The sequence below is a fragment of the Natronobacillus azotifigens genome, from assembly GCF_026805325.1.
In the GTDB taxonomy this organism is placed as follows: Bacteria; Bacillota; Bacilli; order Bacillales; family Amphibacillaceae; genus Natronobacillus; species Natronobacillus azotifigens.
Genome location: NZ_JAPRAT010000014.1, coordinates 43,269 through 58,234, shown reverse-complemented (window position 1 = coordinate 58,234; position 14,966 = coordinate 43,269). Strand labels below are relative to the sequence as shown.

The following is a 14,966-nucleotide window of genomic DNA, read 5'->3' as shown; positions in this document are numbered from 1 at the left end:
CTCTTTTTTTGAAATATTGAATGCATCCTCTTATCAATACTAAGTAAACATCACCTTGTCATCACGTGTTAAGCAATTTTAAGCAGAACCCCCTATAGTTAATAATAAACCGCAAATAAAAAAAGGTGTAGAAATTATTATTCTACACCTCTTCTTATTGAGTGAAGCTATTCATCTTCCTCTTCATTGTCTGGATCTTCGCTTTCTTCATCTTCGTTATCATTGTTTTCCTGTCCACCATTCCCGTTGCTATCTCCACCGTTACCTGAATTTTCATCAGTCGAATCACCGTCATCATCTTCAGGTTCTTCGCTTTCTTCAGGCTCTTCCTCGGTAAAATCGCCATCTTCTAAAACATCAGAAGGGGCGGACTCTTCCCCGAAGTAATCAACGGCAGTAACATGATAAACGGCATCTCCACTACCAACATTGAAGTTTGTATCCGTCGTGCTGCTCAGTAGTTCAAAGGAACTGTCCGGATCATTTGCACGATAAATACGATAACCAACTACATCATTGCTAGAAGAAGCATTCCAAGTTAAGACATTACCTGATTTTGATATAGAGGTTGGCGCGTTCGGCGCTTCTCCATCATCTTCAATTTCCGTCGTACTTGGAATCTCTATAGACGACCAAGCACCACTTGAACTAGGAATTAGCTGAGAAATATCGTCTAATTCATCATAACCCATATCTCTTAACCATTCAGGGTTAAAAATCACCCCATCACTTTGGATAAATTCTTCTGGGGTATTATTTCCAGCTACTACAGCTTCACCGTTTAGCATAACATATCTACCTTCAATGAGACTGTAATCTTCGTCAGATGGTACATGAGCAGTGTTATAGATGTCTTGACCAACTAATCCTAGTGATTCGCAGATGCCAGATGGTAGTAAACCTGACGCCATACAATAGGACCTTGATACAATATTATTCGGTCTTTCAAAGCGGTCTGAAGGTGCCATTAAATCTGGATTGACCTCTGTTGCTGCATTTACTAATTGGGCCCATAATGATTGAGTTCTAGCGCTATAACCGTCTCCTAACGAATTGTTATATTCATAACCCATCCATATACCTAATGAAACGTTTGGATTTGTTGCAACAAACCAATAATCTCTAAATTCATTAGTTGTTCCTGTTTTACCTGCCCAGTCCACGTCTTTATTAACAAGATTATTGTATGCAGTTCTCCCCGTTCCAGAGGTTAATACATCACGCATCATATCTAGCATCAGATAGCTCGTTTCATTACTGAAAACTTCAACAGATTCACTTTCGTGTTGGTAAATCACTTCACCATCAAACGATTCGATCTTCTCAATCATGTAAGATTTTTCAAAATTACCATTGTTACCGAATGTGGCATAACCATTTGTGTTTTCCTCTATTGTTGCTTCAAAAGAACCAAGAGCATTTGATCTATAACCATACTGATGTGGTAATATATTCTTGTAACCCATTGGAATTAAATAGTCCTCAACTGGACTGCTTTCTTTAAGTAAATCGATGTACACTTGCCCAGCAGACACGTTGTAAGAGTTAACTAAGGCCGTTCTAACAGATACCAATCCATAATAGCGATTTCGTGTAAAGTTAGAAGGGCTCCATGGTTCCCCATATTCATCGAAGTGTTCAAATTCAACGTCTGCTAGTATGGAACCAGGTTGGACTACGCCTTCCTCCATAGCAGGTCCGTAAACAAGGATAGGTTTTGCCGTACTTCCTAATTGCCTATTCGCATTGGTAGCAAAATTCCGTTGTTGTCTTTGGAAATCACGACCACCAACAAAACTAATGATCGCACCTGTGCGATTGTCAATTAACATACTTCCTACTTGTTCAGGCGCGACTAATGGAATCAATTCTCCTGTTTCTTCGTCTTCAGTCATTATTGGCTCACCATTGACATTTCGAGCAGGTAGGTCTCTTCCATAATTCTCATAGTTTGCAGCAACTTCCTGAAAAGCATCATAGATATCTTTGTCTATCGTTGTATGAATTTTGTACCCACCTTGTCGAAGTGCTCGCTCTGCACGAATTTCATATTGCTCTTGTAAGTCTTCGTTTGAGTCTAGGTCATCCATTGTATACCCATCTTCTGTTACTAATTGTTCTAGCAAAATTTCCGTTGTTCTTATTCTTACTTCTTCTGTTAAATACGGATATTCTTCATATGTCGTTGGCGAACGTTCTGCGAAGTCAGCAACGATATCATAATTCAACGCTTCTTCGTATTTCTCTTCCGTTATATACTCCGCTGTCAACATACGAGATAAGACTGTACGCATACGACTTAAACCAGGTTGTAATCCTGCTTCTTCCTTTACACGACCTGAATTGGTAAAAGGACTATATGCTATTGGGCTTTGCGGTAAACCAGAAAGGAAGGCCGCTTGAGCTAAATTTAATTCATTGGCATTTATATCAAAGATTCCTCTTGCTGCAGTCTGAACTCCCGCAATGTTTCTACCATTCGCATTTCTTCCGAATGGAACAATATTTAGATATGCTTCTAGTATTTCGTCCTTTTCTAAGAATTGTTCAAGACGCATCGCAAGAATAATTTCATTTGCTTTTCGATCAAAAGAAACTTCATTCGTTAAAATTTGATTTTTAATAATTTGCTGAGTTAATGTACTCCCACCAGTTTGCATGGCTGCACCGGTTAATTCTTGAAACATAGCCCGCATAATCGCTTTTGGAACTATACCATTATGTGTTTTAAAGTACTCATCCTCTGTTGCAATAATCCCCTGAATCAGGTATTCAGAAACATCAGCTAATTCAACTTCTTCTCGATGAAGGTCTGAGCTAACTTCCCCCATGAAAACATCATTAGCAAAATAGATCTCAGATGTTTCGGAATAATTATAGATTGCACTTACCATAGAATCTTCAGAACGTAGTGGCTCATCCCTTATTAAGGATGCAAAATACCCTGCTCCAACGCCACCAACAAAAAAACCTCCGATAACTGTAATAACGACAAAATAAAGAATGATGTTCCAGATCACATCATAACTAATTCGTGAGACACGCTGGATAATGCCTTTGTCGATAAAAGATTTTGTCTTCGTCCAAAATTTATAGAATCCTTCTTTAAAATCCATTTGAATACCTCCTAAAATTACAACCTATATTATACCACAGTTATGAATTAGTGAAATATTTTTTGTCTTTTAAGAACAGTAACTTGCATAAAATTGTGAATTGTGTTATTAATGTAGAACAATGAGCATAAATAAAAGCTGTGAAAGAATGAAGTAGTGAAGTTACTCCCTGTTTTAGAGAGCTGACGGTTGGTGTGAGTCAGTGCAAAGTAACTCTACGAATTACGCTCTCGAGCTTCTTCTGTAATAGAGGACGGTACAAACAAGTATCGTTATGTATTCAAGTGGCAACGAAAACAGTTGCAACGAGGGTGGTACCGCGAGTAGAACTCGTCCCTTTTCGGGATGAATTCTGCTCGTTTTTTCTTTGCTGATTTTAAAAAAAATAAACACATGAGGAGAAGGTAATATGAACATTATTCAGGATTTAGAACAAAGAGGACTAATTCAACAAACAACAGACGAGGAAGGTTTAAAGAAACATCTATCAGACCATGTCGTTACATTGTATTGCGGGTTTGATCCAACTGCGGACAGCCTTCATATCGGTCACCTTGTACCTGCACTAATGTTGAAGAGGTTTCAACTAGCAGGTCATCGACCAATCGCTTTAATTGGTGGTGGAACTGGAATGATTGGTGATCCGAGTGGTCGATCTAGTGAGCGCCAATTAAATGATGAAGCGACTGTAAGTTGGTTCAGCAAGCAGATTGAAAAACAATTAGCAACCATTTTAGATTTTGAGAAAGAAAAGAATGGTGCAGTTGCACGTAATAATGCAGAATGGCTCGGATCTTTATCCTTGATTGAATTTTTACGAGATACGGGAAAACATTTTGGTGTGAATTACATGTTAGCAAAGGACTCTGTGCAATCACGATTAGAAAATGGAATATCTTTTACGGAGTTTACCTACATGATTTTGCAATCCTATGATTTCATGAACTTGTTCGAGAAAGAAAACTGTACGCTACAAATCGGAGGAAGCGATCAGTGGGGAAATATAACTGCCGGTATGGAGTTAATTCGTCGTACTCGTCAAGCAGAAGAGGAGGTCAAGGTGTTCGGTTTGACCGTTCCTCTAATAACCAAAGCAGACGGTACAAAATTTGGTAAAACAGCAGGTGGAGCAGTTTGGTTAGATGGGGAAAAAACTTCACCGTATGAATTTTATCAATTTTGGATTAACACCGATGATCGGGATGTGATAAAGTTTTTAAAATACTTTACTTTCTTGTCGCTTGAAGAGATTGGAATGCTAGAAGAAGAACTAAAACAAGCTCCAGAACAACGTTTGCCACACATTCGTTTAGCAGAGGAAATGACAAAATTAGTCCATGGTGAACAGGCGCTTCTGCAAGCAAAAAAAATCTCTGCAGCATTGTTTAGTGGAGATATTAAACAACTAAATGGTGAAGAGATTCAACAAGGATTTAAATCCGTACCAAATGTACAGATTTTTAAAGAAAGCAAATTATTAGTCGATTTATTGGTAGAAACAAAGATCTCTTCATCCAAACGACAAGCAAGAGAAGATATTCAAAATGGTGCAATTTACATCAATGGAGATCGCCAGCAAGATCTGTCGTACGAAATAACAGAAAATGATCGAATTGATGATCGTTTTACCATTATTCGCCGTGGAAAGAAAAAGTATTTTCTCATTGATTTTCAATAAGTAGGGACAAGAAAAGGAGTAAGCATTCTTATGGAACTTAACGAATGCTTACTCCTGTTTATATTTTTTAACGTGGGTAAGGATCACGCTTATGCTAGTTAGCAAGATCAGATCTTTCTTTGTGTTCTCAGATTGGATTGCTTAGGCATTAGGAAACACAATCCTAAAAAATACTACTCCTCAAAATAACTGATTATAACGCCCATTTACGATCTTCAGTGAATGATACGGTTAACCATTTTTGTTTGCTATACTGATCCAAAAAAGTATGGATTTCTTGGCGAATTTGATCTTGATCTGCCAACGTTTCTATGACATCTGTATTTTTTACAACAAAATCAACTTCCACCCAAAGTGTTTTTCCCACTTTGGAAACACGAACAAAATGTTCATCAAAATCATATTTAATGGTCAATTCTTTGACAAAAGCTTTGATTTGATTAGGAACCCTTCCTTTTGGTTTCATATCAAGAACCTCACGTATGGATGAGCCCATCTCGGTAATAGGAACTTTAATGAACACAATCGATACAATAACGACCATGATTGGGTCAATATATGGTACTGTCCAACGTAATGAATCGATGTGGAAAAAAATATAAGAGATCAGAAAACCAGCTAAGACACCAATACTAACAAAGCTATCCATATACCATTGATTTGCTTCTGCTCTTATTAAAGCAGAATCACTTTTGTTTGCCGCATTCTTTAAGTAGATCGTTGTTCCTACGCACAGTACTGTTGCAACGAATGAATATTGTAGTGCGATTCCAACCGCAATTTCTCGCCCTCCAGAGAATATCGCAACAATTGCTGAGAAAAGCGAGGCAACTACTAACAAAAGAATAACAAAATATTTTAACAGAACGACCAATGGTTCAATTTTATCTTTACCAAACGGGTAGTTCTTCCAATCGGCTGTTCTCATAAACTTTGCTGCGAATAGGGACAGTGTGGATAGTCCTAAGCTAATTAATGAGTACAGACCATCAAATAGGACGATTTGGGAATTAATGATTAGCCCAAGTAAAATACCTGCTACCGAAAAAATGAGTGCACCATAGACGGAAATTTTTAATACGGTTTGTTCTCTATACATGTTCTGTTTCATTTTGTCGTTCTCCTTCAGATAATATCTTTCTTAGTGTACCACAGCACTTCAAAGAATAGTTTGTTTAAACATAGATGAGTTTAATCAATCCTTTTGTTTTTTCACCTCCTGATATCGCCTGTTTTGACGATATCCGTATGCAATGTTTCTTACTAACTCTGCGTTTTCTGCGCTGGCACCAATAGAACCCGCTAACGTGGCAACAGAAGTAGCTAACCAACTTAATCGTAAAAAAGCAAGTATTCCTACTTCCCCCTCCGATTCTGTCATTGTTCGAAACAATTCTGGAGGAATAAAAATAACAATTGCGATACTAAAAATAATAAAGAGGACAATGTAATAAACTGATACTGCCATGGTTAATGTAGTAACAGTAGTTGTATTATATAATCTTCTTATTTTTCGCTTACTATTTTTTGTTTTATTTTCCCATAAATTATGGGATACAATCATCCAAATGATCATGCTCATGCAAGCAATAAACATGATTCCTAGCAATCGTGGAACATTATAATGGACACTTAATTCCCATAGATTAGGGAAAATCAAAGCGTAGGCACCAGTTGCGAATGCCACTGCAATGATTGGTTTAAAAGATGAAATGACAGCCCAAGGTCTATTCGCATAAGACATCCCAAGTATTGTACGTAATTTACTATTTATTTTTGGAACAACTAAATAACGAATCATCGCCTTATTCTGATCCATACTAACTTCTTCTCGTTTAATCGGAGAAAAGCGCAAATTTCTCTTAAACAAATGTTTTATTGCTTGTTTCATTTTGTGTACATCATCTTTTGTATGATTAAAGTGAAGTTCCTGCATGATTTGCATAATTACTTTTTTTACTCGATACCGCATTGGGGGGGACCCGAATGCTGGCAAGGAAATCTGAGCAATATTTAATTTTTGGTTTAAATCTGCGAGGATTATTTTATTATCTTCAAATAATGGAAGATCTGTTAAACAAATTGTATAATCCCATTCTCTCTTTTTTGCAATCGAAAGTGCCGCATCGATGATTTCTTTTGAGGATTCAGCAGCGCCGGTTAATGGGTCAACAACAATTTCTATCTCCCAGTCATAATTATCATCTACTTGCCTATTAAAATAGTCTATCAGCTCCTCATAGATATTTTCAGCTATCGTCTCAGGTAATTCTGGAGCACATATTAGTCCCACTTTTTTAGCCATATATCGATTTCCTTTCTTATACACGTGCTGAAGAACTATTACCCTTTTTTAGACAGATTAATCATTTTGGGACTTTTTTTGTAGATATAGTAACAAACGGGATTTTAGAACGTCTAAATGAATAGAAATGGTTAAATCATTTTAAATGCTAGCGTCCTTAACTTTGATTTTTCTATATGTTAAATTAGGAGTTTTGTGGTCGTCTGTTCTGATTTTAAAAAAGGAGGATGAAACGAATGAAATTAATTAAGGTTAGCGTATTTGTGTTGCTATTATCGAGTATAACCTTCTCAACCGTTTTTGCCGAAGAAGATACTGATCGAGTAATAATTGAGGAAGTGGAAGATAGGGTTGTTTCTAATTATTTGGAAGATCAGGAAATAGCTTTAACGTATATTGACGAACATCTACGTGATAGTTATGAAACAATGTATATTGATTGGGATGAAAATAATGAAAATAAATTAGTATTTTTATTTAGAGACCCGGTTGATACAGCTCATCAAGAAGCAATAAGAGCTTTGGTTGAAGAACCATCAGCAATTGTCTTTGATGAAGTACTCTACACGAAAGAAGAATTAATTGCAAAACAAAAAGAGATCGAAGCAGGCGGATTGGAATATGACAATTTCACGATTAATTATCTGAGTTCAAATGTAATGAATGGTACTGTGAATGTAGGAATTGTTCCATATTCTGAGGAGAATGCACAGATTCTTTATCAAGCTTATGGAAACGATATGATCGTTGTAGAACAAGGAGATGAGTTTACAACGATGGAAATGGGAATTATGGCAAGAACTTCTGATCAGGATGCCGTCGAAGAAATCAAGGAGGAGGAAGAGGAAGAACTTAACTTTTTCCAGCGATTATTCCGGGCGATTCGAAGCTGGTTCCCTTGGTAATTGCATTTTTCACCTTGAAGCTAGACAAGATCGATCATCTTGACAAGGCTGGTGTTAGTTTTCGTCCTGAACCTCGGCAAGATCGATCACCTTGCCGAGGTTAGTGGCATTTTTCGCGCTGAACCTAAGCAAGATAAGCCATCTTGACGAGGTTAGGAGCATTTTTCGCGCTGAACCTAAGCAAGATCGGTCACCTTGCCGAGGTTAGTGGCATTTTTCGTCCTCAACCTAGTCATAAGTGGTCGTTTCGCCTAGGTTGGAGCTTTTTTTGTTTCCTAACCTAGGTGTAAGTGATTGTTTCGCCGAGGTTGGAGGCTCTTTTTTGCCTCAACCTCAGCATAAGAACGCCTTGTGCCGAGGTACAGTACGCATTGCTCAAGTGCAGATGATATATTACTTACTGCACTGTTTATGTCTAGATTGATGTTCTTCACGCAAAATTCGTATCTAACCGGTAGAGGTCTTTTTTGTAGTTGTTGTTTTTCTTTTGGGAGCTTTCTTTTTGGCTTGTTTCGTTTTATTTAATGATTTCTCTAAGGCTTCCATTAAGTCGGTAACATTATCTCGTCTTTTCGGTTCTTGAGCTGTTGAAATTTCTTCTCCATCTTTTTTCTTCTCAATTAAATCAAGTAACGCAGTTCGATAATCGTCTGTGTATTTTTCAGGTTCAAAAGTAGTTGTAAGTTGCTCAATTAATAATTTTGCAGTATCTAATTCTTTTTTTACAATCGAGGTATCCTCAGGAACATTCGGCACTTCTTGAACATTCCGTACCTCATCTGGATAATGAATCGTCTCCATCACTAACGTGTTATTGTAAATTCTTACAACAGCAAGCTGTTCTTTTGAACGAATCGTTATTTTAGCAAGACCGATTTTCTCTGTATCTTTTAATGCTTCACGTAAAAGGGCATAAGCTTTTCCACCACCGTCATTTGGTGATAAATAGTAACTTCTGTCAAAGTAGATGGGATCTATCTCCGACAATTTAACGAAATCAAGAATCTCTACAGCTTTATCCTCTTTCTCATCTCGTATCATCTCTAAATCTTCGTCTTCCAGCACAACAAATTTGTTTTTTGTATATTCGAAACCTTTTACAATATCTTCGTTTTTTACTTCTTTTTCGCAAACTGGACAGATTTTTTCATATTTAACTGGAGATTTACATTCTTTGTGTAAATTACGTAATTTCACATCCTTACTTTCGGTAGCAGAATGTAATTTTACCGGGATATTAACTAAGCCAAAACTAATCGTACCTTTCCACATTGTGTGCAATAAAATCACCTCTTTTTTTGTAGGATTCACGTTTACGAAATAAAAATGCAGTGATTAGTGAAAAATATGAAAGAAGTAGGGAGGCTTAACGATGTGGAAACCAATGTTAACGACACTTGTTGAAGACGCACCAACAGGTGAAGAGTGGGTTTATGAAGTGAAATATGATGGCTTTCGGTGTGGAATTGAGTGGACTTCGAATAACATTCGATTATGGAGTCGAAATGGAAACGAGTTGACGAATTCTTTTCCTGAGATTGTAGCATGGTGTCGAGAAAATCAACATCTAGTGGAAAACCAATTACCATTATTTCTTGATGGCGAACTTGCGGTATTATTGACTGAATTTCAGTCCGTTTTTTCCTTAGTACAGCAACGAGGTCGATTAAAAGCAGCAGAAAAAATTCAAGCAATTAGTGAGAAGCGTCCAGCTACATTTGTGATTTTTGATCTGATTCAATTAAAGGAGAGAACATTAGAGCGTGAGGATTTTCAATCAAGGCGAAAAAAACTTGAAAAGTTATCTAGTCTATTAAAGATCGATCAATTTGCTAGTGAAAATCGATTGTACCAGATAAGAATATTTCAATCCTTAGCAGATATACAAGCGCTTATAACACTTCATCAAAGTGAGGGAATAGTTGCAAAACATAAGAACTCAAGATATTCACACGGGAAGCGAACAGATCAATGGCTTAAGGTGAAAAACTATCGTTGGATTGAAGCTGTAATTACTGGTTTTAACACAGATAATGACTATTTTGATCTATCAATTGCCAATAAAGATGGATTTGAATTTTTGGGAAAAGTGAAGAACGGCTTTAGTAAGGAAGAAAAAAATACATTGACTACATTTATTCAACAACATGGAAAAAAGAAAAATCAATTTTACTGGGATGTTCCACCGAGTATATGTATTGGAATCAACTGCCTTGATGCAACTATGGGTGATTTGCGAGAACCATCTTTTCGTCAATTCCATTTCGACCTACTGCCAGAACAATGTACAAGAGATAACATTCGAGTTGGATTAGCGCAATTGCCAGCCGAACTTGAATTGTCTAAACCAGAAAAAAGGTTATACCCAGACGTGACAAAAAGGGATTACCTTTTGTATTTACGTAAGGTAGCGCCATTTCTTTTAGCTCGAATAAAGAATAAGCGACTGACAATGATTCGTTATCCGGACGGTATTTCTGCTCATTTCTTTTATCAAAAACACTTACCAAATTACGCACCAGAGTATATTCAAACGGTTCCGGGTGAAGACGAGGAACAAGATATTCTTTGTCAAGATCTAAGGAGCTTGTTATGGTTTGGCAATCATGGCTCTATTGAATTTCATGTTCCTTTTCAAACGATTGATTCTGGCTATCCAGATGAAATGGTGTTTGACTTAGATCCTCCCTCATTAAGAGAATTTCCACTGGCAGTAAAAGCGGCGTTGTTGATCAAAGATATGGTTGCATATCAAGGATTTATTCCATTTGTCAAAACGTCGGGAAAAACTGGCCTTCAAATTCATATTCCATTAGAGGAGAAAAGCATGTCATTTGATCAGACGCGTACCTTTATGGAGGCTGTAGCTAATATATTTGTTGAAAGGTACCCAGAATCCTTTACGACCGAGCGATTGATTAAAAATCGTGGGAAACGATTATATATTGATTATGTACAACATGCACCTGGAAAAACGATAATTGCACCATATTCGTTACGAGCAACAAATGAGGCCACAGTCGCAACTCCGTTATATTGGGATGAAGTAAATGAAAAATTGAACCCGAAAGATTATACAATCAAAACCGTTCCGCCACGTTTAATCGAGATGGGATGTCCGTTTCAGGATATGTGGAATAATAGAAAAAAGCCATGAAATGTTGTTTATCAACAATTCATGGCTTTTGGTATAGCAATAGTTAGCAGATTAACGAGAGTAGAACTCAACGATAAGTGCTTCGTTAATTTCAGCTGGAAGTTCTGAACGCTCTGGTAAACGTGAGTACGTACCTTCTAATTTATCTGCATCAAAAGTTAGGTACTCAGGTACAAATGCGTTAGCTTCAATTGCGTCTTTAACAACGGTAAGGTTTAGAGATTTTTCGCGAATAGCGATAACTTGACCAGGTTGCACACTGTAAGATGGGATATCAACACGACCTCCATCAACAGTTACGTGACCGTGGTTTACTAATTGACGAGCTTGTCTACGCGTACGCGCAAGACCTAGACGGTATACAAGGTTATCTAAACGTGATTCTAAAAGAATCATAAAGTTTTCACCATGAATACCTCTGATTTTTGCAGCTTTATCAAATAGGTTACGGAATTGACGTTCGTTCACTCCATACATGAAGCGAAGTTTTTGTTTTTCTTGTAATTGTAAACCGTATTCTGAAAGCTTTCTACGTTGATTTGGACCGTGTTGTCCAGGTGCGTAAGGGCGTTTATCTAACTCCTTACCAGTACCAGTTAATGAAATTCCGAGACGACGAGACTTTTTCCATACAGGACCTGTATAGCGAGCCATAGTGCATTCTCTCCTTTATAATAAGATTTGCATAAAACAGATATTGTGTTCCATAGTCGCCTGTCATTTTGTTTTCATGTACCATCGCTCCAGCAGCAGAGAGTTACACGATACACCTTATCAAAATAAGGAACAAAATGAACATTCGGTGGTTCACAGAGGCTACCTTTTTTACACAAAGTCTATTATATGTTTATAAAGTTTGGAAGTCAACTAAAAAAAGTGAATAAACCAATTCATATGTATATGTCACTTGAATTTGGAGGTGGTTTCGGAGAAAGTAAGCCATAATAAAAGTAAATCCAAGATTAAGTTGGGTAGGGTAGCAGGAGAAAATTTTGCTAATCATTGATTATAGAAGTTATTCATCAAAAGGCTACTCCTTGAAAAAGTTTCATTAGGTATTACCCATTGGAATAAAACAAATCCCGAAAGCTGAAAATCGCTTCTCGATTGATTGGATCATTGACTATACGAAGCGAAAAAATGTTGATTGCTTGTCAATTATAATAATGTAATCAATTAATTATAGTTCTTCTTTGTTTCGGTGCTTTTTTCGTTTATGCTATTCAGTAAGAAAATTCATTAGGGTGTTATATAACATAATGATATTTTCTTATTTATGTGTTAGATTAGGTGATAATAAAGTTAAGTTATTTATTCAGTATTATTTAAGCAGATAAAGGAGTGAATAGCCATGTTACGTATTGCTGTAGTAGAAGATGAAGAAGTATATCAAAAACAATTAATTGAGTTTCTCGAAAGATTTCAACAGGAGAAAGAGATGCCTCTTGATATCGAAATATACACTGATGGTGATGAATTTATTAATAAATATGATGCGCAATTTGATATTATTTTGATGGATATACAAATGCCATTAATGGATGGGATGTCAGCTGCAGAAGAGATTAGAAAAATTGATTCAAAAGTAATTATTATTTTTATTACAAATATGGCGCAATATGCAATTAAAGGCTATGCAGTTGATGCAATGGATTATGTGTTGAAGCCGATTACTTACTTTTCTTTTTCTGAGAGATTAGATAAAGCGACCAAAAAATTACGAAAAAGGGAAACACATTATCTCACAGTAAAAGTCACAAATGGTTATATCCGGTTGGAAGTCTCAGATATCTACTATATTGAAAGTCAAGGACACAAGTTAATCATTTATACAAAAGATGGCGAAATAGAGTCCTCGGGTGCCATGAAAGATTTAGAAAATAAACTTAGTGATTACGGTTTTTTTAGGTTACATAGAGGATATTTTGTCAACTTAAGTCATGTTGAAGGGATTAATGACAGTTGTGCACTGGTTAAAGGAGATGAGATACCAATTAGTAGAGCAAAAAGGAAAAATTTCATGAAATCTTTAGCAGATCATGGAGAGGTGTAATGGAATAACTCCTAGCTGTGAAAATTGTTGCTATAACCGATAAATGGTTATCAATAGAGAGAAAATATTTTGTGGATTGTTAAATGACTATAAACGAGGTAATTAAATGACTCCTTATGATTTGGCAGAGACTCCAGGAGGTTTTTACGCTATTGCGTACTGGATGAGCTCATTACTTTTTATCATGTTAAACAAAAGAAAAATAAAAGGACTAAAATTTTATTTGATTCAATTACTGTTTTTAGCCTTGTTGTTTATTCATATGGAAATTATTAATACAGATGTACCAATGATGCTTTTTATTCCAAGTATTATGGTTTCTATTGTGCTGATGGTATTATCAATTCATTTCAGTTGTGATTTATCCATGTTGAGTGTGGGTTATTTTACAGCAAGAGCTTTTATCGCGGGGGAATTTTTAGCCTCCTTTGTTTATCAAATTTATTATTTTTCAATAGTGGAATTAGATTTTTCTTTCAATTATTTTTCTACCTATCTTTTTATTTTTGTAAGTTATAGTATCATTTTAGTCATCATGTATTTGTTAGAAAAACGCTTTGTAGATGTGAATGTCGCATATGAAGTCACTACTCGTGAAGTGATTTCAGCGTCAATTATTGTAATCGTAGTTTTTGTCATAAGCAATATTAGTTTTGTTTATCAAAATACACCTTTTAGTGGCAGTATGGTAAGAGATATTTTTATTATACGGACCTTAGTAGGTTTTGGAGGTGTTGCTTTACTATTTGCTTATCATATTCAAATCAATGAAATGAATATGAAATTTGAGATGGAAAAACTTCGAAACCTTTTAAATTTACAAATTGCCAATTATGAAATATCTGAAAAAAGTATAGAAATGGTAAATCAAAAGTACCATGATTTAAAACATCATATTGCTGTATTAAAGCAAGATGCGATGTCGCAGGAAACTTATAATTATTTAGTTAAAATAGAAGATGATATTAAAATTTATGAAGCACAAAATAAGACAGGTAACAGAGTATTAGATATTGTTCTTATGGGTAAACAGCTTCACTGTCAAGATATTAATGTAACATTAACTGTGGTGGCTGATGGAAAAGCCCTTGAATTTATGGAGCCAATAGATATTAGTACTTTGTTTGGAAATATACTGGATAACGCGATTGAGAGTGTTAAAAAACTTGATGAAACTGACAAAAGGTTAATCCATTTAACAGTTAGTAGGCAAAATAACTTTTTACGAGTTAGCGCAGAAAACTGTTATACAGGTGAATTAACTTTTAACAATGGTCTGCCAGTAACCACAAAAAACGATAAAAATTTTCATGGTTATGGGTTAAAGAGTATCCAAGAAACAGTGAAGAAATATGATGGAACGATGACAATAAGAACTGAGGGTGGATGGTTCGAACTACGTTTGCTCCTTCCAATTACCTAAATATATATGACCTAGCACGATCATCAAAAAAAGTAGAACCTTTTAAGGTTCTACTTTTTTTGATGAATAGATTACAAGTTAAAGAAATAATCCTTATGTTTAAAGTTCAATATATTAATTAGCGATTTTCCTTCTCAGTGCGTGTTAATAAAAAAAGAAACAAGAAGGAGGAGGCCTTTGAAGACTAGACTTTAGCGTTTGTTTTATCAACAATGATATTCGTTCTAACAATCTCCATGTTCTCCAGTGCGAATTAGGTTAAAAAATTATCTGGGAAAAACCATTCGTGATAAAAAAAAGACAGTTCATGAAAAAAACGTTCAGCTAAA

General features: G+C 35.9%; 10 protein-coding genes and 1 other annotated feature. Of the genes, 5 read left to right on the top strand and 5 right to left on the bottom strand.

Annotation, left to right across the window (positions count from 1 at the left end; all coding sequences use genetic code 11):
- Positions 1-167: 167 nt before the first annotated feature.
- A complete protein-coding gene (locus tag OWO01_RS08400; RefSeq protein WP_268780002.1) occupies positions 168-3,116 on the bottom strand; it encodes a transglycosylase domain-containing protein in 2,949 nt (982 codons plus the stop codon).
- Between the two features lie 131 nt (positions 3,117-3,247).
- Positions 3,248-3,457: a binding site (T-box leader), on the top strand.
- Between the two features lie 68 nt (positions 3,458-3,525).
- Here OWO01_RS08400 and tyrS point away from each other — a divergent pair.
- Positions 3,526-4,794, top strand: a complete 1,269-nt coding sequence (gene tyrS, locus OWO01_RS08395; protein ID WP_268780001.1) for a tyrosine--tRNA ligase — start codon at positions 3,526-3,528, stop codon at positions 4,792-4,794.
- A gap of 193 nt (positions 4,795-4,987) precedes the next feature.
- On the opposite strand, the gene OWO01_RS08390 is transcribed toward tyrS, so the two are convergent.
- Complete coding sequence (locus tag OWO01_RS08390; protein WP_268780000.1) at positions 4,988-5,905, bottom strand: cation diffusion facilitator family transporter; 918 nt, start codon at positions 5,903-5,905, stop codon at positions 4,988-4,990.
- Between the two features lie 84 nt (positions 5,906-5,989).
- The gene (locus tag OWO01_RS08385) at positions 5,990-7,099 is read right to left on the bottom strand and encodes a hypothetical protein (protein ID WP_268779999.1); all 1,110 of its coding nucleotides are present in this window, start codon (positions 7,097-7,099) and stop codon (positions 5,990-5,992) included.
- 236 nt (positions 7,100-7,335) lie between these two features.
- On the opposite strand from OWO01_RS08385, the gene OWO01_RS08380 reads away from it, so the two are divergent.
- Positions 7,336-8,004, top strand: coding sequence for a hypothetical protein (locus OWO01_RS08380; protein ID WP_268779998.1), 669 nt, complete (start codon positions 7,336-7,338; stop codon positions 8,002-8,004).
- A gap of 447 nt (positions 8,005-8,451) precedes the next feature.
- On the opposite strand, the gene ku is transcribed toward OWO01_RS08380, so the two are convergent.
- Positions 8,452-9,285, bottom strand: coding sequence for a non-homologous end joining protein Ku (gene ku / locus OWO01_RS08375; protein ID WP_268779997.1), 834 nt, complete (start codon positions 9,283-9,285; stop codon positions 8,452-8,454).
- A 91-nt stretch (positions 9,286-9,376) separates the two neighbouring features.
- Here ku and ligD point away from each other — a divergent pair, with 91 nt between their 5' ends.
- Positions 9,377-11,161, top strand: a complete 1,785-nt coding sequence (gene ligD, locus OWO01_RS08370) for a DNA ligase D (RefSeq protein WP_268779996.1) — start codon at positions 9,377-9,379, stop codon at positions 11,159-11,161.
- 51 nt (positions 11,162-11,212) lie between these two features.
- Here the strand turns inward: ligD and rpsD are convergent, their stop codons facing one another.
- Complete coding sequence (gene rpsD / locus OWO01_RS08365; RefSeq protein WP_268779995.1) at positions 11,213-11,815, bottom strand: 30S ribosomal protein S4; 603 nt, start codon at positions 11,813-11,815, stop codon at positions 11,213-11,215.
- 697 nt (positions 11,816-12,512) lie between these two features.
- Here rpsD and OWO01_RS08360 point away from each other — a divergent pair.
- On the top strand, positions 12,513-13,214 hold the full coding sequence (locus tag OWO01_RS08360; protein ID WP_268779994.1) for a LytR/AlgR family response regulator transcription factor: 702 nt from the start codon (positions 12,513-12,515) through the stop codon (positions 13,212-13,214).
- 106 nt (positions 13,215-13,320) lie between these two features.
- A complete protein-coding gene (locus OWO01_RS08355; RefSeq protein WP_268779993.1) occupies positions 13,321-14,637 on the top strand; it encodes a sensor histidine kinase in 1,317 nt (438 codons plus the stop codon).
- Positions 14,638-14,966 lie beyond the last annotated feature (329 nt).